General features: G+C 64.3%; 18 protein-coding genes and 3 pseudogenes. 12 read left to right on the forward strand and 9 right to left on the reverse strand.

All coding sequences use genetic code 11. The features are described from left to right. The first annotated feature begins 137 nt into the window (after positions 1–137). The 6 genes and pseudogenes from ABIF91_RS23395 to ABIF91_RS23420 all read left to right on the forward strand — a co-directional run bounded on the left by ABIF91_RS23395 (position 138) and on the right by ABIF91_RS23420 (position 5,392). A complete protein-coding gene (locus ABIF91_RS23395; protein WP_028179346.1) occupies positions 138–746 on the forward strand; it encodes a LemA family protein in 609 nt (202 codons plus the stop codon). Positions 747–884: 138 nt separating this feature from the next. Next, positions 885–1,772 carry a TPM domain-containing protein gene (locus tag ABIF91_RS23400; protein ID WP_035718006.1) on the forward strand — a complete coding sequence of 296 codons (888 nt, stop codon included), beginning with the start codon at positions 885–887 and terminating at the stop codon, positions 1,770–1,772. Positions 1,773–1,777: 5 nt separating this feature from the next. Further along, on the forward strand, positions 1,778–2,275 hold the full coding sequence (locus ABIF91_RS23405) for a TPM domain-containing protein (protein ID WP_028179348.1): 498 nt from the start codon (positions 1,778–1,780) through the stop codon (positions 2,273–2,275). A 327-nt stretch (positions 2,276–2,602) separates the two neighbouring features. After that, positions 2,603–3,560, forward strand: a pseudogene (locus tag ABIF91_RS23410) (hypothetical protein). A gap of 92 nt (positions 3,561–3,652) precedes the next feature. After that, the gene (locus tag ABIF91_RS23415) at positions 3,653–5,203 is read left to right on the forward strand and encodes a hypothetical protein (protein WP_028179350.1); all 1,551 of its coding nucleotides are present in this window, start codon (positions 3,653–3,655) and stop codon (positions 5,201–5,203) included. A gap of 24 nt (positions 5,204–5,227) precedes the next feature. Then, positions 5,228–5,392 (forward strand): hypothetical protein, encoded by a 165-nt coding sequence (locus ABIF91_RS23420; protein ID WP_162832032.1) that lies wholly within the window; start codon positions 5,228–5,230, stop codon positions 5,390–5,392. Between the two features lie 125 nt (positions 5,393–5,517). Here ABIF91_RS23420 and ABIF91_RS23425 read toward each other — a convergent pair whose 3' ends face one another. Continuing rightward, the gene (locus ABIF91_RS23425; protein ID WP_028179351.1) at positions 5,518–6,165 is read right to left on the reverse strand and encodes a glutathione S-transferase family protein; all 648 of its coding nucleotides are present in this window, start codon (positions 6,163–6,165) and stop codon (positions 5,518–5,520) included. A 102-nt stretch (positions 6,166–6,267) separates the two neighbouring features. Between ABIF91_RS23425 and ABIF91_RS23430 the strand changes: the two genes are divergently transcribed. Then, positions 6,268–6,864: a TetR/AcrR family transcriptional regulator gene (locus ABIF91_RS23430; RefSeq protein WP_028179352.1), complete on the forward strand. Its 597-nt coding sequence runs from the start codon at positions 6,268–6,270 to the stop codon at positions 6,862–6,864. Positions 6,865–6,879: 15 nt separating this feature from the next. Here ABIF91_RS23430 and ABIF91_RS23435 read toward each other — a convergent pair whose 3' ends face one another. From ABIF91_RS23435 to putA, 3 genes are all read right to left on the reverse strand, one after another. After that, a complete protein-coding gene (locus tag ABIF91_RS23435) occupies positions 6,880–8,085 on the reverse strand; it encodes a CaiB/BaiF CoA transferase family protein (RefSeq protein ID WP_424579421.1) in 1,206 nt (401 codons plus the stop codon). An 82-nt stretch (positions 8,086–8,167) separates the two neighbouring features. After that, positions 8,168–8,928, reverse strand: a protein-coding gene (locus ABIF91_RS23440) for an IS5 family transposase (protein ID WP_110115998.1) whose coding sequence is annotated in 2 segments (ribosomal slippage) — positions 8,168–8,589 and positions 8,589–8,928 — 762 coding nt in all. Because the reading frame shifts where the segments join, the coding sequence is not laid out codon by codon here. 108 nt (positions 8,929–9,036) lie between these two features. Next, the gene (gene putA, locus ABIF91_RS23445) at positions 9,037–12,036 is read right to left on the reverse strand and encodes a bifunctional proline dehydrogenase/L-glutamate gamma-semialdehyde dehydrogenase PutA (protein WP_028182006.1); all 3,000 of its coding nucleotides are present in this window, start codon (positions 12,034–12,036) and stop codon (positions 9,037–9,039) included. Between the two features lie 114 nt (positions 12,037–12,150). Here putA and ABIF91_RS23450 point away from each other — a divergent pair, with 114 nt between their 5' ends. After that, entirely contained in the window at positions 12,151–12,612 is a 462-nt protein-coding gene (locus ABIF91_RS23450; protein WP_028182007.1) for an Lrp/AsnC ligand binding domain-containing protein, read from the forward strand. A 168-nt stretch (positions 12,613–12,780) separates the two neighbouring features. On the opposite strand, the gene ABIF91_RS23455 is transcribed toward ABIF91_RS23450, so the two are convergent. The 3 genes from ABIF91_RS23455 to ABIF91_RS23465 form a co-directional block, all read right to left on the reverse strand. Then, complete coding sequence (locus ABIF91_RS23455) at positions 12,781–12,981, reverse strand: cold-shock protein (RefSeq protein WP_008563500.1); 201 nt, start codon at positions 12,979–12,981, stop codon at positions 12,781–12,783. A 208-nt stretch (positions 12,982–13,189) separates the two neighbouring features. After that, positions 13,190–13,498, reverse strand: coding sequence for a sulfite:cytochrome C oxidoreductase subunit B (locus tag ABIF91_RS23460; RefSeq protein WP_028182008.1), 309 nt, complete (start codon positions 13,496–13,498; stop codon positions 13,190–13,192). A 12-nt stretch (positions 13,499–13,510) separates the two neighbouring features. Then, on the reverse strand, positions 13,511–14,710 hold the full coding sequence (locus tag ABIF91_RS23465) for a molybdopterin-dependent oxidoreductase (protein ID WP_424579422.1): 1,200 nt from the start codon (positions 14,708–14,710) through the stop codon (positions 13,511–13,513). Positions 14,711–15,410: 700 nt separating this feature from the next. On the opposite strand from ABIF91_RS23465, the gene ABIF91_RS23470 reads away from it, so the two are divergent. Beyond that, on the forward strand, positions 15,411–16,754 hold the full coding sequence (locus ABIF91_RS23470) for an IS1380-like element ISBdi2 family transposase (protein ID WP_208086440.1): 1,344 nt from the start codon (positions 15,411–15,413) through the stop codon (positions 16,752–16,754). A gap of 257 nt (positions 16,755–17,011) precedes the next feature. Next, a complete protein-coding gene (locus ABIF91_RS23475; RefSeq protein ID WP_424579423.1) occupies positions 17,012–17,353 on the forward strand; it encodes a helix-turn-helix domain-containing protein in 342 nt (113 codons plus the stop codon). A gap of 103 nt (positions 17,354–17,456) precedes the next feature. Here the strand turns inward: ABIF91_RS23475 and ABIF91_RS23480 are convergent. After that, a pseudogene (locus tag ABIF91_RS23480) lies at positions 17,457–18,587 on the reverse strand (IS3-like element ISRj2 family transposase). An 89-nt stretch (positions 18,588–18,676) separates the two neighbouring features. On the opposite strand from ABIF91_RS23480, the pseudogene ABIF91_RS23485 reads away from it, so the two are divergent. Next, positions 18,677–19,322: pseudogene (locus tag ABIF91_RS23485) on the forward strand (IS630 family transposase); the annotation flags it as partial. A gap of 98 nt (positions 19,323–19,420) precedes the next feature. Here ABIF91_RS23485 and ABIF91_RS23490 read toward each other — a convergent pair. Continuing rightward, complete coding sequence (locus ABIF91_RS23490) at positions 19,421–21,154, reverse strand: adenylate/guanylate cyclase domain-containing protein (RefSeq protein WP_028179148.1); 1,734 nt, start codon at positions 21,152–21,154, stop codon at positions 19,421–19,423. Between the two features lie 376 nt (positions 21,155–21,530). Here ABIF91_RS23490 and ABIF91_RS23495 point away from each other — a divergent pair, with 376 nt between their 5' ends. Beyond that, on the forward strand, positions 21,531–23,060 hold the full coding sequence (locus ABIF91_RS23495) for a glycosyltransferase family 39 protein (protein ID WP_035717982.1): 1,530 nt from the start codon (positions 21,531–21,533) through the stop codon (positions 23,058–23,060). Positions 23,061–23,157 lie beyond the last annotated feature (97 nt).

A 23,157-nucleotide genomic window follows, 5' to 3' on the forward strand; every position in this document is an offset into this window, starting at 1 on the left:
CGCTTTTGTTTTGCCGGAGTTGACTATGTCGGCCTGCGATAGGCAAGAGGCTTGCGTCAGCCGGCTGCTTTCGAGCGCTCTGGCGTCTCGCGTGCTCGATCTGGTAGTTTGCGTCAGATTCCACCGGGAGAAATTTGATGCGCAAGATCCTGACCGTGCTGGCGGCGCTGGCCTCGCTGAGCCTGACCAATTGCGGCTACAACGCGATCCAGAGTGAGGACGAGCAGATCAAGGCTGCCTGGTCCGAGGTCGTGAACCAGTATCAGCGCCGCGCCGATCTCGTGCCCAACCTCGTCAACTCGGTGAAGGGTTTTGCCCAGCAGGAAAAGGACGTGCTGCTCGGCGTCACCAACGCCCGGGCCAAGGTCGGCAGCATCCAGGCGACCCCCGAGGTGCTGAACGATCCCGCCGCCTTCCAGAAATTCCAGGCAGCCCAGGGCGAACTCTCCAGCGCGCTGTCGCGGCTTCTGGTCGTCACCGAGAACTATCCGCAGTTGAAATCCGATGCGCTGTTCAAGGATCTGATGTCGCAGTTGGAGGGCACCGAGAACCGCATCACGGTGGCGCGCAACCGCTACATCAAGTCGGTGCAGGAGTATAACGTCACCATCCGCTCCTTCCCGAGCAACCTCACTGCGATGGCGTTCGGCTACAAGGAGAAGCCGAACTTCTCGGTCGAGAACGAGAACGCGATCTCGACCGCGCCGAAGGTGGACTTCAACCCGGCCCCGGCGCCATCGAAGTAAGCGCGCGCTGTTTTGCGAATGCGACAAGCCTCAATCACCGCCGTCATTCCCCGCGAAAGCGGGGAATCCAGTACGCCGCGGCTTCACGGTTCAAGCAGGGCGACCTCTGGAATACTGGATCGCCCGCTTTCGCGGGCGATGACAGCGAGTTTGTTGCGGGCGATAGCGGTCATCGCGCTCTTCCTTGCCCTTGCGTTCCCCGCCTTCGCCGACGTCGCCGTGCCCCAACTCACCGGCCGCGTCGTCGATCGGACCGGCACGCTCTCCAGCAGCGACATCGCCGCGCTGTCGCAGAAGCTGCTTGAGTTCGAGAACCGCAAGGGCAGTCAGATCGCGGTCCTGATCGTGCCGACCACGCAGCCGGAGACGATTGAGCAATTCTCGATCCGGGTCGCGGAGGCCTGGAAGATCGGCCGCAAGAAGATCGACGACGGCGCGATCCTCGTCGTCGCCAAGAACGACCGGCATTTGCGTATCGAGGTCGGCTATGGCCTCGAAGGTGCGCTGACCGACGTCACGTCAAGGCGCATCATCGACGAGGTCATCACACCGAAATTCAAGACAGGCGATTTTGCCGGCGGCATCTCCGACGGCGTCGATCGGATGATCCGGGTGGTTGACGGCGAGCCGCTGCCGGTTCCCTCGCCGACCGTCCATTTCGGCAATCTGGACGACCTTGCGCCGCTCTTCATCGTGACGCTGTTCGCCTCGATCGGGGTCGGTGGGTTCTTCCGGGCCGCGCTGGGGCGGTTGCTCGGATCATTGGTGACCGGGGGCATCATTGCCGCGCTGACCTGGCTCATTCTCGGCTCCGCCGCGCTCGCCGCGGCCCTCGGAGCCCTCGGTTTCATCATCGGATTTGTCGCCGATCTGTTTTCGGCGATGACGCCGGGCACGGGCCGCTCGCGCGGCAGCTCGTGGTCGAGCGGCTCTTCGGGCGGATGGAGCAGCGGATCGTCGAGTAGCGGCGGCTTCAGCGGCGGCGGGGGCAGTTTCGGCGGCGGCGGCGCCTCGGGGAGCTGGTAGCGATCATGAGCATCAAGCGCATTGCCAGGCATCTCGTGCAGCATCATTGGCGGGCGAAGCAGATCTTCCCGCAAGCCGTGCTCGACCGCATCGAGCAGGCGATCAAGCGCGGCGAGGCGACCCATTCCGGTCAGGTCCGCTTCGTCGTCGAAGGCGCGCTTGACGGCGCGCCGCTGTTCCGTAACCAGCCAGCGCGCGAGCGCGCACTCGACGTGTTTTCGCTCTTGCGTATCTGGGACACCGCGCACAACAACGGCGTCCTGATCTATCTGCTGCTCGCCGACCGCGACGTCGAGATCGTCGCCGATCGCGGCATCGATGCGAAGGTTGGTGCCGAAGGGTGGGAGAGCATCTGCCGCGCAATGGAGGCCGAGTTCAGGTCGGGCCGCTTCGAGCGCGGCGTGATCGGCGGCATCGAGGCGGTGTCGCGCGAGCTGGCGCGGCATTTCCCGCCGCAGGGCCCGCAATCGAACGAGCTGCCGGATGCGCCGGTGGTGATGTGACGGGCTGTGATCTGGGGCTGCAGGTGGCGGCCCCTCGGTCGTAGTGACGACGTGGAGGCAGCGGGCATTCGCTCCATCGCGGTTACCCTGAGGTTCGAGCGCGACGAAGCTCGAAGGGCAACGGCCCGGGCGTTGCGCCTCCGTTCATCTTCCCCCGGTTACAAATTGTTTCACACCCGCCACGCCGGTTCCATTTTCCCGGCCCAATTCGGCCCCGGATCAATTCCTAAAGTTTCGGTAAGCGGGTCCGAAGGTAAGGATTTCGCAAGCAATGAAAGTTACCAAAAGGTCAATCCAGACTGGAGTATTTGAGCCGTGAGCGAACCAATGCCCGACCAGGCTGCCCAGGATTCCGGTGCTGCTGACGCCGCGCCGCAGGCCCTCGCGGCTGCCGCCGGTATCGACGCCCCCTCGATCGCCCCCGACCACGAGGCGCCGCCCAAGCCGGATCCGGTCAAGGCGGATGCTCCAAAAGTCGAGCCGCCGCGGATCGACGTGCCGAAACTCGAAGCGAAAGCCGAACCCGAGCCAAAGCCGGGCAAGCTGATCGTCATGGCGCCCTCGGACCGGTCCTGGGACCGCGAGGACTTCGCCCCCCATGTGAAGGCGGACGAGCCGCGCGAGACCGGCGGCAAGCGCCGCTTGTCTGCGATGGCCGCGGTGGTGGCGATCGCCGCCTGCGTCGGCGCGATCAGCGGGGCGCTTGCGACCGCCGGCATGATGCGTTTCGCCGCCCCGGCCCAGGCGCCGGTGCAGGTCGCCGACACCAGCGCGCTGGATGCTTCGGTCGCCCGGATCGATGCCGACCTTGTCGCGCTGAAGGGCCACTGTCGAGCAGAGCTCGAAAACCGGCGTCAGCCAGTTCAACCGGACCAACGACCGCCTCGACAAGCTCGAGAAGGCGCAGGCCGAGCCGCTGGCCAAGATCGCAAAACTGTCCGAGACCGTCGATAAGCTCCGCGCCACATCGCCCGCAGCGTCCGCGCAGGCTGCAGCAGTTCCCGCCAGGGAGACCACCGGCTCGATCGCGCCGACCCAGGTTGCGACCGCCGCAGCAGCACCGGCGCCTGCCGCGCCCAAGACCGAGGTCGGGCGTCTGCCGACGATCGAAGGCTGGAGGCTGCGCAATGCCGGCAATGGCGGCGCGCTGATCGAGGGCCGCGACGGGCTCTATGAGGTCTACCCCGGCGATCCCATCCCCGGCGTCGGTCGCGTCGATGCGATCCGTCGTCAGGACGGCCGCTGGGTGGTCGTCACCAGCAGGGGCCTGATCGTGTCGCGCTGAGCGTTCGCTATCGACTTTCAAAAAGGCGCTTCACCACCATGTGAGGCGCCTTTTTACTTGAATAGGCGTCCCTGCGCGGTGTTACCTGAGGCATGAGCCGCGCGTTGCGAATTCTCATTGCTGCCGCCGCATTGTTGGGCGGCGTCGCTTCGCTATTCGCGGCGGAGAATACTGGGCTGACGCGCGGCACTGCGATCACCGATCCCGATCTCCTGCGCAAGCTCGACCAGAACAATACGCTGACGATCTCGCGTCTGATCTCGCCGGAGCGGAACGCGGACGTCCCCCTCACGACCGACCTGATGTTCGCGTCGCTACCGCAGCTGAAAGAGATTCCGCCGGCGATTGATGCGGAATTCGACCGCTACATCGCTCGGTACAAGGCGGCATATCCGACCGAAACCATCGGCGTCGGTGAGGGTTTCGACGTGCAATTGTTCGACCGCGCCAATCTGAAATCGCGTGACACGCGTTTCGTGCTGGCCGGGATCGTCAACCGCATGGACCGCGCCTATGTGTCGGAAGAGTCCTGCGGCGAGATCCGGCTGATCTACCGTCTTGCGCGTTTCGACAGCAGGCCCGATGGCGGCAAGACCGCAACGCGCCTGCCGATGACGCTCAACCTGGTGATGAAGGCGCGCGATCCGCGTCAGACGGACGGAAACGGCAAGCCGGTCACCTGCGCCGAGGTTGCCCGGCGCTGGCTCGACAATGGCGACTGGCAAGGGTTGATCGGCAGTCGTATCCCCCCTTACGACGCCATGCTCGACCGCATCGAGACCAACATCCAGGTCTCGGTGGCGCCGAAATCGGCGCTGCACAATTTCCGCTCCGACTATCTGCTCAAGGTGTTCAAGTACGACGCTGCCACCAAGACGTTCGAGGAATCGGCGCTGGAGAACCAGATCGACCGCGACAGGATCCTCGCCGACGATGCGCTCCGGCGCGACTTCAAGGCCTGGCTGCTCGCGCCCGATCATCTGCGCGAGTTCGATCGCGGCACCGTGCTGATCCCGGAGAAATTCCTGGCCAGGGCCGCGGTGGTGCCGACTCCCGCCGGCCTCGATGCCTCTGCGCTGCAGCCCGAGTTCGGCATGATGCAAGGAGAGGGACAAGCGGAAGGCAAAGGCGATCCCGTCTTCACCGACAATGACGTGGTCAGCGCGCTGAAGCAGGCGGCGGCACGTGGCATCGACATGCAGAACGTCCGCTCGGTCGCCGGTTTCCAGCGTCGTCTCAACGACGTCACCTGCGCCGGCTGCCACCAGACCCGCGGCATCGGCGGCTTTCATTTCCCTGGCGTCGATTGGCTCGCCGACAACCCGTCCAATTCCGCCATCGTGCCGGCCTCGCCACATTTCTTCGGCGACCAGCTCCGCCGCCGCGACATTCTGACCGCGTTCGCCTCCGGCAAGCGGCCTGATTTCTCACGCGGATTTGCCAGCCGGCCGCAGACCCGCGGAGGTAAGGAACTCGCCGGGACCGAATATCAGGACGGCTGGGGCGCGCATTGTTCCTTGCAAGATGCGGGATCGGGAACGCCCGACAGGAGTTTTACGTCATGGAGCTGTGCTAACGGTCTCACCTGTCAGGCTGCTGCGGCCTCGCGCCGCATCGGCATGTGCTTCATCAAGACGCGTTAAACCAACAAGCGATTTGGATGATTCATGACGAATACCAGCGAGGCGAATAAGGAGCGCAATCGCGAGATCGCGCGCAATGAGGAAGCCAAGCAGGTCACCGGCAGCGTCCGCGTCAGCACCTGGGCGGTCGCGGCGGCCGTCATCATCGGCGGGATCCTGTTCACATTCGGCTGGCTGTCGCTGCGGTAGCTTCGCTCTCTTTCGTCATGCCCGGGCTTGTCCCGGGCATCCACGTTCTCGTATCCACGCTCAAGATCGTGGATGGCCGGGACAAGCCCGGCCATGACGGCGCTAAGGCTTTGGCGCTAGCGCTCTCACTTCGCGTAATTCGTCATCCGCTTGCCCGGCAGCAGCTCATAGGCCGGCTTCCAGCCGGGCAGCGCGGCCATGCGGCCGAGCCAGGCGTGGATGGCGGGATGGCTCACCGCGAAATCGAAGCCGTGCTCGTCGCTCGGATAGTGCAGATAGGCCATCATCGAGATGTCGGCGACCGTCGGCCTCGCCCCGATCGCGAAGTCATTGTGCTGGAGATGCCCGTCGAGGATGCCGAGGAAGTCCTCGAGCCGCCGGCGAAAATACTTCAGCACCTGCGGATCGTTCTTCTCGGTGAAGGCGCGCATGAAGCGGTAGGTCGCCATGTAGCCGGTGAGCTTGTGGTTGTCCCAGAACAGCCAGCGCAAGAGCTCGAACTTTTCGTCGGCGCTCTCGGCGCCGAAGCGGCCATACCGCTCCGCAAGCTGCAGCAGGAGTGGCGCGGTCTGCGTCATCTTCACGCCGTCGATCTCGAGCACGGGAATCTCGCCCATTTCGTTCACGGCTTTGCGCCACTCCGCCGTGCGTGTGATGCCGCCGGCAAAATCGGTCCAGACCGGCTCGAACGTCTCGCCGCAGAGCGTCAGCATCAGCGCGAGCTTGTAGCTGTTGCCTGACTCGGGGAAATAGTAGAGGCGGTAGCTGGGCATTGAACGCTCCTTGCCTTCGGGGGCCTGGGCAATCATATTACATATGATCCGCGCAACAGAACATTTGTTCTGTCGTGGGTCAAGAGCTGGATGCTGGGCCGGATGAGCAGGGATTCAAAAACAGAGTCGGGCGAGCGCGAGCGGCCCCTGATGCAGGCAACGCTGCGCATCATCGGGCGACATGGACTTGACGGCGTGACTCACCGGGCGGTCGCGGCCGAGGCCAGGGTTTCGCTCGGTGCGGTCACGCATCATTTCGGAACCCGTGATGCGCTGGTTGAGGCGGCCCTGCAGTTCGCTCTGGCGCGCGAAGTCGGCAGGCTGCGTGCGTTGGCTCTCAGCCTTCAGGACAAGGCGTTCGAGGTGGAGGCCTGGATCGACGCGCTGGTCGATTTCTACGTCCGCGAGCTCAGCACAGAAGCCGAGACGCATGTCGCCTGCTATGAGGCCTTCCTGGCCGCCGCGCGGCAAGAGCACTATCGGCCCGTGGTCGCCGAATGGTTTGACACGTGGCGGCAGAGTGCGGAGCTTGCGCTGAAAGCCGCGAAGTCGCGAAACCCACGCCGCCACGCCGAGTTGTTCGTCTCGGCGCTGATTGGCTTGCTCTTTCGCCAGCTCGCCACGCCCCGAGCCGGCTTCCGCCGTGAGGCGAAGGCGGAGCTGTTGGAGCTGGTGAGCGGCTTGATCGCGCGGAAGTAGCGCCGGCGCGCCGGCCTATCCCACCGCCCCGTTCGACCGCAGCTGCTTGATCGCCGCCTCGTGGTATCCCGCGCCGCGTAAAATTTCGTCACTGTGCTCGCCGACGGCGGGCGGCTTGCGCGGCTGCACCTTCTTCGCGCCGTCGATCCAGATCGGGCTGTTGATCGTGAGCATGGTGTCGTTCTCGAACGGTACGAGCACCTCGTTGTCGAGCATCTGCTTGTCGTTCGGGATGTCATCCAGAATGGCAACGACGCCGAATACGAGGCCGTTGCCGTCGAGGATCTCCCGCCATTCGGCGAGATTCCTGGTCGCGAAAGTGTCGTCCAGAATCTTGATCAGCTCGACCGAGCGGGCGTGACGGTCGGCCTTGGTGGCGAAGCGGGGATCGTTGATCAAATCCTCGCGTCCGAGGCAGCGGGCCAGCGTCGGAAACTGCTTCTCCTCGTTGAGCAGCGACAGGATCAGCCAGCGGCCGTCCTTGCACTGATAATGGTTGGCGACCGCGTTCAGCGCGCGCTCGCGCGGCCGCCGCTCGCCGAACTTGGCGCCGCAGAGCTTTGCCTGTGCCAGCACGCTCGCCGCCCACACCCCGTTCGCCATCAAATTGGAGGCGACGTGCGAGCCCTTGCCGATCTTCTCGCGCTGGTAGAGCGCAGTGACGATGGCGCCGTAGAACGCCATGGCGCAGGGATGGTCGCCCATGCCGGCGACCGAGCGCGCCGGCGTGGTGTCGGTGTCGGCGCGCACGAGGTCCATCAGGCCGGAGCGGGCCCAATAGGCGTTGCTGTCGAAACCGGGCTTGTTGGCTTCCTCGCCCTTCTCGCCATAGCCGGTAAAGGAGGCGTAGATCAGCCGGTCGTTCAGATGGGCGAGATGGTCGTAGGTGATGCCGAGCTTGGCGCGCACGGGCGGCGGCATGTTGGTGATGAAGACGTCGGCCTCTTCCACCAGCTTGTACAGCACGGCCTGCGCTTCGGGCTTGGATAGGTCGAGTGCGATGCTCTTCTTGTTGCGGGCTTCCAGCAGCCAGGCGAAATTGTGCTCGCCGGTCGGATAGCCCGGCAGGTTCGGCAGATTGCGGTAGGGGTCCCCAGCGCCCGGCGGCTCGATCTTGATGACGTCGGCGCCGAAATCCGACAGCACGGTGGCGGCTGCGGGCGCTGCGATGAAGCTCGCGCAGTCCAAAACCTTCAGCCCCGCAAAAATGCCCTTGTCCATCGCGGCGTTGCTCCCTCGCTCTTGTCGTTTCCCGCGCGCTGGAATTGGCGCGGGCCAGTAATGGGAGCATTAGGGTCCAGACTCAATTGAGCCAATATGCGACGAGAGCGGCGAGATGAACAGCGGCCAAAAAATTACGGGCGAGCTTGTCATATCGCGTGGCGATGCGCCGGAAGTCCTTGAGCCTGCAAAAGCAGCGTTCGATGACATTTCGTCCTTTGTAGGCGCGTTTGTTGAAGCGATGGATGACGACACGGTTAGATTTATTGGGGATTACGGGCTTGGCGCCACGACGAATGATTTCGCCGCGAAGCTTGTCGCCATCATACCCTTTGTCGGCGAGGAGCACGCTCATGGGTGGCGCGAGCGCCAGGACATCGGGAGCCGCAGCGATATCGGCATCCTGGCCTGGAGTCAGATGCAGGACGACCGGCCGGCAGAGCGGATCGCTCAGCGCATGGATTTTTGTCGTGCGGCCTCCGCGCGAGCGGCCGATTGCTTGATTGTGCTCCCCCCTTTTCCGCCGGAGGCACACCGGTGAGCTTTAATCGAGGTCGAGTCGAGCGACAGTACGACGCCGTCTTCGCCAGGCTTGGCCAGCGCTTCGAAGATTGCGCACCATCGTCCTCGCTTGGCCCAGCGATTGAAGCGATTGTAGATCGTCGTGTAAGGGCCGTATTCACGTGGACAATCACGCCATCGTGCACCCGATTGCAGCATGTGAATGATGCCGCTGACGATGCGTCGGTCGTCGTCCCGATCCGGCCCCGTCAGTCCCCTCGGCAGATGCGGTTCGATACGCGCCCATTGCCTGTCGTTCAGCCAAAACAAACCAGCGCGCATTCTCTCGCCTCCGAATCAACACGTAGGCAAGAGAATCACGTGGCGCTATTTAGGTACAGACCCTAGACCGATGTTTCCGCGGGATGCAACGGCGCCGGGCGCAGGGCCTCACTCCTCCCCCGCAAGCAGGGCAGCATTGCCGCCGGCTGCTGCGGTGTTGATGGTCACCGTCTGCTCCGTGGCAAAGCGCGCGAGGTAGTGCGGACCGCCGGCCTTCGGGCCGGTTCCGGACAGGCCGTTGCCGCCGAAGGGCTGCACACCGACCACGGCGCCGATCATGTTGCGGTTGACGTAGATGTTGCCGACCTGGGTGCGGTCGATGATCGCCTCGATGGTGTCGTCGATGCGGGAATGGACGCCGAGGGTGAGCCCGTAGCCGGTGCGCTCGATCGCCTGCAGGACGTGTTCGAGGTTCTCGGCGCGATAGCGTACGACATGGAGGATCGGGCCAAACACCTCCTCGGTGAGCTGACCGGGCTCCCTGAGCTCGAAGATGTGCGGCGCGACGAAGCAGCCGTCCGGCGCGTGGCCTGCAAGGTGCAGCCGCGCCTCGCGCTTCATCCGCGCGATGTGCGCGTCGAGGCGCTGCTTGGCCTCCTCGTCGATCACCGGCCCGACAAGGGTCGCAACGTCGGAGGGATCGCCGATCTTCAGCTCGCGCGCGGCGCCCGCGATCATCTCGATCATGCGGTCGGCGACGTCCTCCTGCACGAACAGCAGCCGGAGCGCCGAGCAGCGTTGGCCGGCTGAACGGAAGGCCGAGGTCACGACGTCGTCGGCGACCTGCTCGGGCAGCGCGGTGGCATCCGCGATCATCGCGTTGATGCCGCCGGTCTCCGCGATCAGCGGCACGATCGGCCCGTCCTTGGCGGCGAGAGTCCGGTTGATCAAGCGTGCCACCTCGGTCGAGCCGGTGAAGACCACGCCTGCTATGTCAGCGTGCGCGGTCAGCACGGCCCCGATGCGGCCATCGCCGGTGACGAGGTGCAGCGCGCTCTTGGGGATGCCCGCCTCGTGCAGCAGGGCCACGGCCTCACGCGCGATGCGCGGCGTCTGCTCGGCGGGCTTTGCGACGACGCTGTTGCCCGCCATCAGCGCTGCCGTGACCTGTCCCAGGAAAATCGCCAGCGGAAAATTCCAGGGCGAGATCGCGACGAACACGCCGCGGCCGCGCAGGGTGAGCGCGTTGCTCTCGCCGGTCGGGCCCGGCATGGCAGCCTCGACCCCGAACAGCTTGCGGCCCTGCGCGGCATAGTAGCGGCAGAAGTCGGCGGCCTCGCGCAGCTCCGACAGCGCGTCGTCGAGCGTCTTGCCGCCCTCGGCTTGCAGCAGCGCGATGAAGTGAGCGCCGCGGCTCTCCAGCAGATGCGCGGCCTGCTCCAACGCCGCCGCGCGCGCCCCTGCCGGCGTGCGGCTCCAGGCGGCAAAGCCGGCGCGTGCCGCGGCGACCGCCGCATTGGCCTGATCCGGCGAGGCATCGGCGATCGCCTCGAGGCGGGCCGTCTCGGCCCTGACGTCGGTCAGCAACCGATCGAGCGCGGCACGTTCGCCGAATTCGATGCCGCGCGAATTGCGCCGGTCCGGCGCGAAGAGATCGCAGGGCAATGGGATTTTTGGATGGGCCGCCGCCTGCGGCCGGACGATGGCATCTGCCGGACGCTGCAACAGCGCAGGCACCGGCACGCGATAGTCGGCGGCCTGCGCCACGAAGGAGGAGTTGGCGCCGTTCTCGAGCAGCCGCCGCACGAGATAGGCGAGCAGGTCGCGATGGCTGCCGACCGGCGCGTAGGTGCGGTAGGCGATGTCCGGGTGATCTTTTGCCAGCTGCTCGTACAGCGCTTCGCCCATGCCATGCAGGCGCTGGAATTCGAAGCCGCCGCTGCCGGCGGCAAGCTCCAGCACGGTCGCGACCGTCAGCGCGTTGTGGGTGGCGAATTGCGGGAAGATGCGGGGCCGCAAGGCCAGCAGCTTCGTCGCGCAGGCGACGTAGTTCAGATCCGTCATCGCCTTGCGCGTGAACACGGGATAGCCGCCGAGCCCGCGCTCCTGCGCGCGCTTGATCTCCGTGTCCCAATAGGCCCCTTTGACCAGCCGCACCATCAGCTTGCGACCATGTGCGCGGGCAAGCGCATCGACATAATTGATCACCGCGCCGGCGCGCTTCTGATAGGCCTGAATCGCCAGGCCAAATCCGTCCCAGCCTCCGAGCGAGGGGTCGGCGAGCGTCGCTGCGATCACGTCGAGCGACAGCTCCAGACGGTCGGCCTCTTCCGCGTCGACGGTGAAGTTGAGGTCATGGGCCTTGGCGCGCTGGGCGAGGTCCAGCAGCAGCGGCACCAGTTCAGTCATCACGCGGCCGCGGCTGATCGCCTCGAAGCGCGGATGCAGCGCCGAGAGCTTGACGGAGATGCCGGGCCGGTCGGGCAGGGGATGGTTGCCTGCCGCCTTGCCGATCGTTTCAATGGCACTGGCATAGGCGTCGAAGTAGCGCTTCGCATCCGCCGCCGTGCGCGCGCCTTCGCCGAGCATGTCGAAGGAATAACGCGTCTTCTGGCCGGAGCGCGGCCGGCCCCGCTCCAGCGCCTGCTCGATGGTCTCGCCCAGCACGAAATGATTGCCCATCAGCCGCATCGCCTGGCGCGTTGCGGTACGCACGGCCGGTGCGCCGAGCCGCTTCACGAGCCGGCCGATGGTGCCGTCGGGCGTCTCGCCGGGCTGGATCACCCGCGCGGAGAGGCCGAGCGCCCAGGCCGAGGCGTTGACCAGGAACGCGGTGGACTTCGTCTCGTGATGGATGAAGTCGCCTTCGCCGAGCTTGTCCTCGATGAACTGGTCGGCGGTGCGCGCGTCCGGCACGCGCAGCAGCGCCTCGGCCAGCACCATCAGCGCGAGCCCCTCTTTGGTCGAGAGCGCGAACTCCCGCAGCATGTCCTCGACCCCGCCGAGCCGGTCGTCACGCTTGCGGATCGCCTCGATCAGCCGCGTCGCGGTGCGGTCGATCCGCGCGTCCTGCGGCGGGGACAGCTGCGACGCCGGCAACAGGCGCGCGGCGATCTCGGTGTCGTCGGGTGCGTAAGGAGCGGAGAAGGGAGGCGGGGTGCTCGGCATGGCGTGTCCTGTGGCTGAGTTACAGGATAAGGCCCACCTTACCGTAGTTCGATAGACAAATTAGTCGAAGTGCCTTAGAAAATGAAGATCACCATCGCTTTTGATGGATATAATATGGAACTTGATCGAATCGACCGCAGAATCCTCTCGATCTTGCAGGAGGATGGGCGCATCGCCAATGTCGAGCTCGCCGAGCGTATTGGGCTGTCGCCGACGTCGATCGGGGAACGGCTGAAGCGCTTGCAGCGCGAGGGCTTTGTCGAAGGCTATGGTGCGCGGCTCAACCCGCACCGGCTCGGTCTTGGCCTGTTGGTGTTCGTCGAGGTGCTGCTCGACAAGACCACGCCCGACAATTTCGAGCGCTTTGCGCGCGCGGTGAAGCTCGCGCCCGAGGTGCTGGAGTGTCACATGGTTGCCGGCGGCTTCGACTATCTTGTGAAGGCACGGCTCGCGGACATGGCCGCCTATCGACGCTTTCTCGGCGAGACTCTGTTGTCGATGCCGGGCGTGCGCGAGACGCGGACCTATGCGGTGATGGAGGAGATCAAGCGCGACGCACCGTTGCCGGTGGGCTGACGACATGCCGTCGCGATTGTCATTGCTGTGGCGTGGACAAGCGGTCTTCCAAGGAAAATAACCATCCCCGTGCAATCGCAACGCCTGTCGTCGACTGCACTGGCCGTCTTCTAAATTTTCTTAACCCAGCTCCTGGATTGGTCCAGGAGGCAGCAATAGCTGGCGGGCTTATACTTTGAGGTTTTCTGCGGAGGTCTTGCCCCGGTTTGCGATCTCTTCGTATTCCACCGTCTGTCCCTCGTTGAGGGTGGACAGACCGGCTTTCTGCACTGCCGAGATATGCACGAACACATCCTTGCCCCCCGACGCAGGCTGGATAAATCCATAACCCTTCGTCGGGTTGAACCACTTGACCGTACCTTTAGCCATCACGACTTCTCCGCGGGTCTTCCTCCGAGATCGCGAACCGCCAGTCCCCGCCAAACCGGCCGGTTCGATCCTACAGGATACGCGGAATGTGGCAGGCTTGGTAGCTCAAACCACATCGGCATTTCGCTGAATTCCGCTCAACTTCGCGGCGTTTTTGCCGGTTTTGCCCGTTTCGCGGTCAAATGTCCGTACGCGGTTTCCTCACCCGTCAATACGTTGCAGCCAGATAGTCGACGATCTTGCCGACATCGGCATCGTCGATCGGCGCGCCATAGACCTTGATCATCTTGGTCACCTCGGCCTGCCAGAAGCCCTTCTTGTCCTTCATCGGCGGCTGCGTGGCGATGTAGTCGGACGAGTGGCAGGCGCTGCAATTGCCCTGCACGACCTCGAGATTGGGACCGGGCTTGAAGGCGGCGACCTCGTCGGGAGTCTTGTAATTGACCGGCGCGGCAAGGGCCGAACCCACCACGGCGGCGAGGGCGAGCATCACGGCGAGGAGAACGGTGCGCTGCATGATCATTCTCCTTCAGGCGACCGTCACGCGGACGATTTCGACGACGTTGCGCAGATAGCCCGCCGGGTTCCAGCGCGGCGTGTCCGGCTGCGTCTCGCCGCCATTGCCGGTGGCGCGCACCTTGAGCTCATGGCTGCCGGCCGCGAGCTTCACCGGCAGCTTCCATTCGCGGAAGGCGTATTTGCCAAGGTCCTTGCCGAGCTTGGCGTTGGTCCAGATCTTGCCGCCGTCGGTTGAGACCTGGACATCCTTGATGCCCTTGCCGCCGTCGAAGGCGATTCCGCGCAGGGTCGTCGCTCCTGCCTTCAGCTTCGCGCCGTCGGGCACGCTGGTGATGAAGGAGCGGATGGTGAAGCGGTTGATCGGGATGGTCGCCTTCGGCGCGGTGCCCGGCTCGACCGCGTTGTTGGGCGTATCGGGAATGCGATAAGCCGACTTCATCCAGAAGCCGTCATAGACGTTGTCGATGACGGTGATCTCGTTGAGGTGCTTCACCCAGTAGGTGCCGAAATAGCCGGGCACGATCAGGCGCAGCGGGAAGCCGTTGAGGAACGGCAGGTCCTCGCCGTTCATGCCATAGGCCAGCATCACCTCGCCGTCGGTGGCGTGATCGAGATCAAGCGCCTTGACGAAATCGGGCGTCTTCTCGCTGACCGGTCCGTCCATGCCGCCAAACGTCACCTGCTTGGCGCCACTCTGAACGCCGGCCATCTCCAGCACGCCCTTCAGCGGCACGCCGCGCCAGCGCGCGCAGCCCATCGCACCGTTGGCGAGCTGGCCGCCGGCGACGCGCGGCTCGAAGAAACCGCGGCTGTTGCCGGAGCACTGGTTGACGGCGACGATCTCCGTCGCCTTCATCTTCCTGATGTCCTTCAGCGACAATTTCAGCGGCTTGTCGACCTTGCCCTTGACCTCGAGCGTGAACTTGTCGGGATCGAGATTGTAAGGCAGGTCGGAGAGGTGATAGCGCACGAAGAACGCATTGTTCGGCGTGATCGGGCCGTCGTTGAACACCGCAAACGGCGTCTCGAGCTGCGGCGGCCGGCTGGTCAGGCCGATCATCGGCCGCTTCTGCGGATATTTCACCAGCGGTCGTTCGCCATTGGCGAAGGGTAGGGTGACGGTGTCGAGCGCCAGCGCCTTGGTGGAGTTCAGTGTAGCCGCGACGGCGGCAAGGCCCGCTCCTTTGAGCAGGTCGCGTCGATCGAACATTCTGGTCTCCTCCCGGAGCTTTTCGTTGGATCGCGGTCATCACCGCGGTCCTGCGCTCATCTGTCGCAACGATTTGGATGATGTCAATTGGTGCCTTCGCAGCAAGCCCATGCCGCTGCGTTGCAGCAGGCCGGTGTTACGTCCGTGGTGAAATTGAGCCGGGCTGTAACCGCAGTCTCGGTGCACCTCTCCCGCTTGCGGGAGAGGTCGCGCCGAAGGCGCGGGTGAGGGCTTTCTCCTCTAGCCCGTCTTATTCGCGAGAGGGCGCCTGAGAGGCTGGCGAGCGTGGTGTAAAGCGCTGATGCGGCGTAGGATTCGGTTGCGAAGCCACCCCATCACCTTCAACCGCGAACGCCACGCCCGCCATGACCGATGATACGATTTCAGACCACTATCGAGAAGCAAGAATTCAACACAAATAAAACCTCTGCCTCGCGCTCGATCTCTTCATGCTTGATAGTCTCGTTTCGGAGGCTGAGCACCTACCGCGTCTAATAGGCCGCTCGCGCCGGTTTCTTTGGACGCGGCACGACCGCGACTCCACGTTTCGGCACAGAAATGATCGGGAGTCACTCAATCTTTCTTCAACTTAACCCGTCTTATTCGTAAGAGTGCGCCTGAGGGGTAAAGCGCTGATGCGGCGTAGGATTCGGTTGCGAAGCCAACCCCATCACCTCCAACCGCGAACGCCACGCCCGCCATGACCGACGATACGATTCCGCCCTTCTCGTTTCCAGCCGTTCACGCCAAGAAAGTCACAGCTGCCTTCGATGGTGGGCGCCTAACCTCGAACGGGGGCGTGATGCTTCTGGCGATGGCCGAGCGGCGTCTCGGTTTGGCCAACAATCTGGCCCGGGTGTTCCCGGATCGGCGCGATCCGACGCGGGTCGTGCACAGCCTGGTCGATATGTTCCGCGCTCGCATGTTCGCGATCTGCTGCGGCTACGAGGACGCCGACGACCTCGATCATCTGAGGTCCGATCCGGCATTCAAACTGGCCTGCGGTCGCCTACCGGACACGGGCCGGGATTTGTGTTCCCAGCCGACGCTGTCGCGGCTGGAGAATGCTCCGCGCCTGCGCGACGTGATCCGGCTGACCTACACTTTGGTCGACGCATGGATGGATAGCTACCCGCGCGAGCCGGCATCCGTCACGCTCGACATCGATGATACCTGCGACGTCGTCCACGGCCATCAGCAGCTCTCGCTGTTCAACGCTCATTATGACGAACGCTGCTTCCTGCCGATCCACGTCTACGACACGGAGAAGAGCCGGCCCGTGGCCGTCGTGCTGCGGCCCGGCAAGACGCCGGGCGGCGTCGAGGTGCGTGCCCATCTGCGCCGCCTGGTACGGCATATCCGGACGCGATGGCACAACACGCAAATTACGTTCCGTGGCGACGGGCACTATGCCCGGCCGGAGGCAATGGCGTGGTGCGAGACCAACGGCATCGACTACATCTTCGGTCTGTCCGGCACCAAGCCTCTCGCCAGAAAAGTCGACGAGGTCGCCGACGACATCCGCACGCGACGCGCCATCGAGAACCTGCCGGTTCTGCGTGGCTATACCGAGACGCGCCACAAGGCAAAGTCCTGGGATCGCGAACGGCGCACTGTCGCCCGTATTGAGGCGACGATGCTCGGCCTCGACATCCGCTTCGTCGTCACCAGCCTCGATGTCGGCTCGGCCGAGTGGATCTACGACAGCCTGTATTGCGCGCGCGGCCAAGCCGAGAATCTGATCAAGCTGCATAAGACGCAGCTCGCCTCCGATCGCACCAGCTGCCGTTCGGCGCTCGCCAACCAGGTCCGTCTCGTGCTCCATACGGCCGCTTATTGGCTGATGCTGACCGTGCGCGACGCCATTCCCAAAGCCCGGGAATTGGCCGCTGCCGAGTTCGCGACGCTGCGTCTTCGGCTCTTGAAAATCGCCGCCCGTGTCGTCGAGACCACGAGCCGCATTCGCCTTGCGTTTGCCGCGGCATGTCCCGAAGCCGACCTGATCTGCGGCTTGCCCGGCGCGCTGCTGCCGCTCGGTCCTTGACCGGCGGGGCGTCCGCCCCCGTTCGCCCAACCCATCCCTCAAGCGCGTTGCAAAGTACCGGTCGTCAGGCGGCGAAAAGCCGAAGGCAATCCTGTGCGCCTCGTCAGACAAGATGTGCGGCCGCATCAATCGGGCCCAAAAGCCGCACTCTCACGAATAGGACGGGCTAGAGCGTGATGTTTTTGACTGGAATCGGGGTTCCCAGAGCGGGCGATTTCTGATTCAAGCTCCATGCTGGAGTGCGGAGGCCAGCATGGATGACGCGCCCCTATTCGGAAGACATCCGTGAACGCGCCTTGGCTCGCGCTGACGCGGGCGAGACGGTTCGTTCGATCGCAGAGGCGCTACAGATCAGCCCCTCGTGCGTGACGAAGTGGAAGAACCTAAGGCGTGATACCGGAGGCCTGGCGCCCGGCCAGATCGGCGGCCACAAGAAGCGGGTTCTGTCGGATGCCAACGCCGACTGGCTGCGCAAACGCATTCGCTCGGGGCCATTCACCTTGCGCAAGCTGACGCAGGAGCTGGCTGCACGGGGGATCAAGACAGACGTGCGGGCAGAGCTGGCCCCGGTTGTTTGGACAGCGCCCCGCTGGATTTAAGTGGATTCCTGCCGGGTTATGCTGAACGCGGGGCTTTACGGTTTTGTCGTTGCGTCGGGAGGGCGTAGCCCGACCAGAGCGACGACAAAACCGTCGGCGACGGTCATGCGGCCATCACCATAGCTTGCGTGCCGAAGTAAGCCTCGTCGGGCGTGCGCCCGTCAAGGCTCGAGTGAGGGCGTCCCTGATTGTAGAAGGCCAGATACTTGGCAATTGACGCTCGCGCCTCGGACACGCTGTCGTAGGCGCGGAGATATACTTCTTCGTATTTGACCGTGCGCCAGAGCCGCTCGACAAACACGTTGTCGCGCCAGGCGCCCTTGCCGTCCATGCTGATGGCGATCTTCGCGTCCAGCAGCACATCGGTGAACTCGAGGCTGGTGAACTGGCTGCCCTGATCCGTGTTGAAAATCTCGGGCCTGCCGTGCTTCGCCAACGCCTCCTGGACCGCTTCGACGCAGAAGGCCGCCTCCATTGTGATCGAGACGCGATGGGCCAGGACCCGTCGGCTGAACACATCGACGACCGCCGCGAGATAGACGAAGCCACGCCGCATCGGAATTTAGGTGATGTCCATTGCCCACGCATGGTCGGGCCGCTCGATCTTCAATCCGCGCAACAGGTACGGGTAGATCTTGTGACCCGGAGCCGGCTTGCTCGTGTTCGGGCGACGATAGACCGCCTCGATCCCCATGCGCTTCATCAGCGTCGCGATGTGGCGGCGACCGGCGTATACGCCCTCCCGCCCGCAGCAACGATCGCAGCATACGCGCTCCCGCGAAGGGATAATCGAGATGCAGCTCATCGAGCCGACGCATCAAGGCAAGGTCCTCGGCCGAAACTGGCCGAGGTTCATAGTAGACCGTGCTGCGAGCCAGCTTCAGGACCTTCGCCTGGCGCACGATAGAAAGATCATGACCGCGGTCGATCATCGCTTTGCGCTCAGCAGGCCCGCCTTGGTGAGCGCGCCGGACAAAAAATCGTTTTCCAACGCCAGCTCGCCGATCTTGGCATGTAACGCCTTCAAATCGACCGGCGTCTCGGCCGATGTCTTGTCATGCCCAAACACGCCGGCGGCGCCTTCCAGGAGCTGGTTTTTCCAGATCGTGATCTGGTTCGGATGAACATCAAACAGTTGCGCCAGCTCCGCCAGTGTCTTGTCGCCTTTGACCGCAGCCAAAGCAACCTTCGCCTTGAATGCCGGAGAATGCGTCCGGCGGCTCTTCTTCGTCATCTTCGCTCCTGATTCGCAGCAAGAATCCTCGCCGCTGTCAGGCAGAAAATCCACTCAAGCTACTGTCCGAATTTGCGGGGCCAGCTCTGGCGGTGTGGACTTTTGTTCACGCCGAGGGGCTCAGCTTCAAAAAAAACGCTTCTACCAGCCGAGCAGGATCGCCCAGACGTCGCCCGTAAGCGGACCCGATGGAAAGCGCATCAAGGCAGGATTGACGTCACGCGGTTGGTTTTCATCGACGAGACGTGGATCAAGACCAATATGGCGCCGCTACGCGGCTGGGGGCCTTGTGGGCAGCGCCTCCAAGCATCTGCACCTTTCGGCCATTGGAAGACCATGACCTTCATCGCGGCGCTGCGTCATGATCGGATCAGTGCGCCTTGGGTGATTGATGGTCCCATCAATGGTGAACTCTTCACGCTGTACGTCGAGAAGGTGTTGGCACCCACCCTCGCACCGGGCGAGATCGTCGTTCTCGACAATCTTGGCAGCCACAAGGGCAAAGCGGCTCGCCAAGCTATCCGCGCCAGAGGAGCCCACCTTATCTTCTTGCCGCCCTACAGCCCTGACCTCAACCCGATCGAGCAGGTCTTCGCCAAACTCAAACACCTCATGCGATCCGCAGAACCTCGTGACGTGGAGGCAACCTGGCGGAAGGTTGGTGAACTCCTCGATCTCTTCTCCCAGGAGGAGTGCACCAACTACTTCAAAAACTCAGGCTATGGTTCCGTGTAAATACATCATGCTCTAGGGGATTGTCCCGTTGTGGAGATACCCTCTCCCCAACCCTCTCCCGCGAGCGGGAGAGGGAGCGCACTGCCGCCGTGGCTGCCTTACGCTGCAACGCGCTCGGTTCGATCCACCAGCGCTGCCAGCTCCCGCGCATCTGCAATCACCCGCACCGCCATCGGCTCGTCGCGGCCGCGGATTGCGGCCTCCTGCTGCGGCAGGGCGTCGTCGGCGAGGTCCGCGGTGCGGAGGATTTCCTCCGAGACGATCGCCTCGCAGGCCAGGGTCTTGGTCATGTCCTGCAGGCGGGCGGCGACGTTGACGGCATCGCCCAGCGCCGTGAAGACGATGTGGTCGCGATAGCCGATGTCGCCAATGATGACCTCGCCGCCGTGGATGCCGATGCCGAAGCGGATCGGCTGGCGAAGATCGTGGCTCAGGAGCTCGTTGAGCTCGTCGATATGCGTGGCGATTCCGGCGGCAGCCTTCAGCGCCTGCCGGCACGCGGTTCGCGGCTCGGCCGACAGCCCGAACAGCGCCAGCATGCCGTCGCCGACGAACTGGTTCGGCAGGCCGCCATTCTCGATGACGGCCTGCGAGACTGCACCGAGGAAGCGGTTGACGATGAAGACCGTGTCGAACGGCAGCCGCTTCTCGGCAAGCTGCGTCGAGCCGCGCATGTCCACGAACAGGCTGACGAGATAGCGCTCCTGGCCGATGCTGGCGGGCGTCGAAGCCTGCGCATTCGCGGAGAGTGTGTGCGGTGTGAAGAGCTGGAAGAAGGAGAGATCGGAGTCCGGACGCAGCTGGCACGCAAGCCGGATCGACGGATCGGTGGTGCCGACACGGGTCAGCACGAAGGCCTCGCGCGGCGATGGCTCAGGCAGGGCGCCGTGATCGCCGATGATGCGGATGCGGCAGGTCGAGCAGCGGGCGCGGCCGCCGCAGACGCTGGCATGCGGCACGTTGTGGCGCAAGCTCGCTTCCAGCACGGAGAGGCCTTTTGGCACGCGCACCGTCTTGCCGTTGCCGTAGGACAGCGCGATCATGCCACCGCGCCGCTCGCGCAAGGCCCGCGCGCCGCGTGCCGCCAGCGCCAAGGCGAGCAATCCGAAATAGCCGATGGTGAGGCCGCCTGCGATGCGGTCCAGTCTATTGCCTTCAGCGACCGTGCCGACCTGACCGCGGGTAAGGTTCTGGCTACGCCACTCTCCATCTTCGCTCTCGACGGCTACGCTGCGGCCGCCCTGATAGATGCCGAGCAGCGACAGCGTCGGGACCAGCACGGCGGCCGCGAGCAGATAGGGCGCCGCGCGCGTGAAGAACGGCTTCAGGCGAAGCCAGAAGAAAATGCCGATGCAGCCGTGCACCCATGCAATGAGGAGCAGGATCGTCATCTGCCAAAGCCGGCCCGGCGCTGCGACGAAGAACAGATAGAGCTCCTGCGGATAGAGCTTCTGATGATCGTACAGCGTGTAACCGAGCCGCACCCCGACCACGTGCCCCATGACCAGAACGGGGATGCTCAGGCCCAGCACCAGCTGGAGCGGCTCGATCGTCCGCCAGCGGAACTGCCGGCGCTGATACAGGGCGTAGATGCCGAGGCCCATATGGGTGAGTGCAGCCGTGTAGAACACGATCGCGACGGGGAGGAACTGCCAGAACAGGGTATGATAGTAGACCCCGACCTCCATGGCATCCACCGAGATGTTGCCGAGCGCATGGTTGAGGAAATGGCTGACCACATAGGCGAACAGGATGATGCCGCAGATGAGCCGCAGCTGCCGCACGCCGGTGGCACGGACGAGTTCGGGCATGTGTACGGGAGCGGTGGCCATGATTCGTTTGTATCAGTTCACCAAGGAGAACAGCCAGCGTAGCGTTTAATTCCTGACGTGGACAGGCTGCGGGATCACTTGCGCGGCAAGGAGCCACACACACCGCCGTCGTCCCGGACAAGCGCGCCCGTAGGCGCGTGCAGATCCGGGATCTCTAACGAAAGGATCGGATTGGGCGCGAGCCGGTAACCACGGGTTTCCGCCAAACACCTCCCTGGGGCCATGGTCTTGGGTCGGCGCCCGCTTGTCCGGGACGACAGTGAGAATGGGGGCCCCCGCATTGACACCCCCTCTCAGGTTGGCGAAAAGCGCGGCCGTGACGACAGCCCCTGACATCTCCGTGCCCCTCCGCGGCGCCGCGCGCCGGCCGCTCGTGATGGCCGCAGCGATCATCGCCGCGATGACCGTGCTGCGCATCGTTTACGCCTCCGCCATCGAACTGCGCACGGACGAGGCCTATTACTGGACCTGGTCGAAGGAAACGGCGCTCAGCTTTCTCGATCATCCCCCCGGCATCGCCTGGATGATCCGCCTCAGTACCGCGATCCTCGGCGACACCGCGCTCGGCGTCCGCTTCGGCGGCATCGTCGCCATGCTGGTGACACAGCTGCTGCTGGCCGACATCGTCCGCCGCCTCACCCATGATGCGCGCGCGATCATGTTCGCGGTGCTGATGCCCGAGGCCGCGCTCTATTACGGCCTGCTGATGGCCAAGGTCGCGCCCGATGTCGCGATGATCCCGTTTGCGGTCGCGATGATGTGGTCGCTGGTGCGGCTCGCACAGGGCGGCGACGGCCGCTGGTGGCTCGCGGCGGGCCTGTTCGCAGGCCTTTCGATGCTGTCGAAATTCACCGCGATCATGTTCGCGCCGGCGGTTGCCGCCTTTCTGCTGGTGCCGGATTGGCGCTGGCGCTGGCTGCGGAGCCCTTACCCTTACCTCGCCGTTCTGGTCGCGATCGCCGCGTTCTCGCCGGTGCTGATCTGGAATGCGCAGCACGACTGGGCCTCGTTCCGTTTCCAGGGCGTGCGCGCCACCGCCAATTACGGCATCTCGCTGCGGACGATCGGCGATTACATCGGCCTGCAATTCGGCCTGGTCGGCTTCGTCATGCTGCCGGTGGTCCTGACGGGCCTGGTGCTGACGGCGTGGCGCGGCTATCGCACGCGCGAGCCGGTCGCAATCCTGCTGTCGACCGCCGTGCTGGTGCCGTTTCTTTATTTCCTTGCGAAGTCGATGACGCTCCGGGTCGGCGACACCTGGCCGATGTTCATGTGGCCGGTCGGCTTCGCGGCCACCGCGGTGAACCTCGCAACGATGACGAAAGAGGGATGGTCGGCCCGAATGCTCAAATCGTCACTGTTCTGGGCCAGGACTGCAATCGTCTCGGGCGTCGCCTTCGTCGTCATCGTGTTTCTCTATTACGTCGCCGCGCCCTGGAATTTCCTCGGCAAGAGCGATCCGATCGGCGCCGAGGCCGGTTACGAGCAGGTCGCCGCGCGCGCGCAGGCCGCGCTCGACGAGACCGGCGCGACCTGGATCGCGACGACGGACTACCGCACCTACGCCATGATGCGCTGGCTGTTCAGGGGCCGCGTGCCCGTGATCGAGATCAACGAGCGCGGCCGCTTCCAGGATTTTCGCGATCCCGGCATGGACAGGATCAGGGGACACGCGGGCATCTATGTCGGGCGCGCGCCGGACGATCGTTCGTCGCTGTGGCAGAACATCCCGGCCAGGCGCGAGCAGCTCGGCGAGGTCGAGCGCCGCTGGCGCGGCCTCGTGATGGACACCTATGTGCTTGAAAAGCTCACCGGCTGGACCCCGGAGCTGTCACCGCCGAAGGACTCGCCGCTGTTCCAGTGGAAGGTGTTGGCCGGGGAATTCGAAAAGCGGGAGCGCGCCTAGCGCCTTCTCTTACCCTCCCCTGGAGGGGGAGGGTCGATCGCGCGAAGCGCGAGCGGGGTGGGGTGATCTCTCCGCTCGGGCACTGTTCGAGGCGGAG

Origin of the sequence: Bradyrhizobium sp. USDA 241, from assembly GCF_049739505.1 — a bacterium.
Classification (GTDB): Bacteria; Pseudomonadota; Alphaproteobacteria; order Rhizobiales; family Xanthobacteraceae; genus Bradyrhizobium; species Bradyrhizobium liaoningense.

Coding starts and splice junctions, on each gene's coding strand:
- ABIF91_RS23395 (WP_028179346.1), top strand. CDS start 138: ATGCGCAAGATCCTGACCGTGCTGGCGGCGCTGGCCTCGCTGAGCCTG.
- putA (WP_028182006.1), bottom strand. CDS start 12,036: ATGCCGAGCACCCCGCCTCCCTTCTCCGCTCCTTACGCACCCGACGAC.
- ABIF91_RS23430 (WP_028179352.1), top strand. CDS start 6,268: ATGAGCAGGGATTCAAAAACAGAGTCGGGCGAGCGCGAGCGGCCCCTG.
- ABIF91_RS23415 (WP_028179350.1), top strand. CDS start 3,653: ATGAGCCGCGCGTTGCGAATTCTCATTGCTGCCGCCGCATTGTTGGGC.
- ABIF91_RS23420 (WP_162832032.1), top strand. CDS start 5,228: ATGACGAATACCAGCGAGGCGAATAAGGAGCGCAATCGCGAGATCGCG.
- ABIF91_RS23405 (WP_028179348.1), top strand. CDS start 1,778: ATGAGCATCAAGCGCATTGCCAGGCATCTCGTGCAGCATCATTGGCGG.
- ABIF91_RS23455 (WP_008563500.1), bottom strand. CDS start 12,981: ATGGCTAAAGGTACGGTCAAGTGGTTCAACCCGACGAAGGGTTATGGA.
- ABIF91_RS23475 (WP_424579423.1), top strand. CDS start 17,012: ATGACGCGCCCCTATTCGGAAGACATCCGTGAACGCGCCTTGGCTCGC.
- ABIF91_RS23400 (WP_035718006.1), top strand. CDS start 885: ATGACAGCGAGTTTGTTGCGGGCGATAGCGGTCATCGCGCTCTTCCTT.
- ABIF91_RS23490 (WP_028179148.1), bottom strand. CDS start 21,154: ATGGCCACCGCTCCCGTACACATGCCCGAACTCGTCCGTGCCACCGGC.
- ABIF91_RS23460 (WP_028182008.1), bottom strand. CDS start 13,498: ATGCAGCGCACCGTTCTCCTCGCCGTGATGCTCGCCCTCGCCGCCGTG.
- ABIF91_RS23465 (WP_424579422.1), bottom strand. CDS start 14,710: ATGTTCGATCGACGCGACCTGCTCAAAGGAGCGGGCCTTGCCGCCGTC.
- ABIF91_RS23495 (WP_035717982.1), top strand. CDS start 21,531: ATGGCCGCAGCGATCATCGCCGCGATGACCGTGCTGCGCATCGTTTAC.
- ABIF91_RS23425 (WP_028179351.1), bottom strand. CDS start 6,165: ATGCCCAGCTACCGCCTCTACTATTTCCCCGAGTCAGGCAACAGCTAC.
- ABIF91_RS23450 (WP_028182007.1), top strand. CDS start 12,151: ATGGAACTTGATCGAATCGACCGCAGAATCCTCTCGATCTTGCAGGAG.
- ABIF91_RS23470 (WP_208086440.1), top strand. CDS start 15,411: ATGACCGACGATACGATTCCGCCCTTCTCGTTTCCAGCCGTTCACGCC.
- ABIF91_RS23435 (WP_424579421.1), bottom strand. CDS start 8,085: ATGGACAAGGGCATTTTTGCGGGGCTGAAGGTTTTGGACTGCGCGAGC.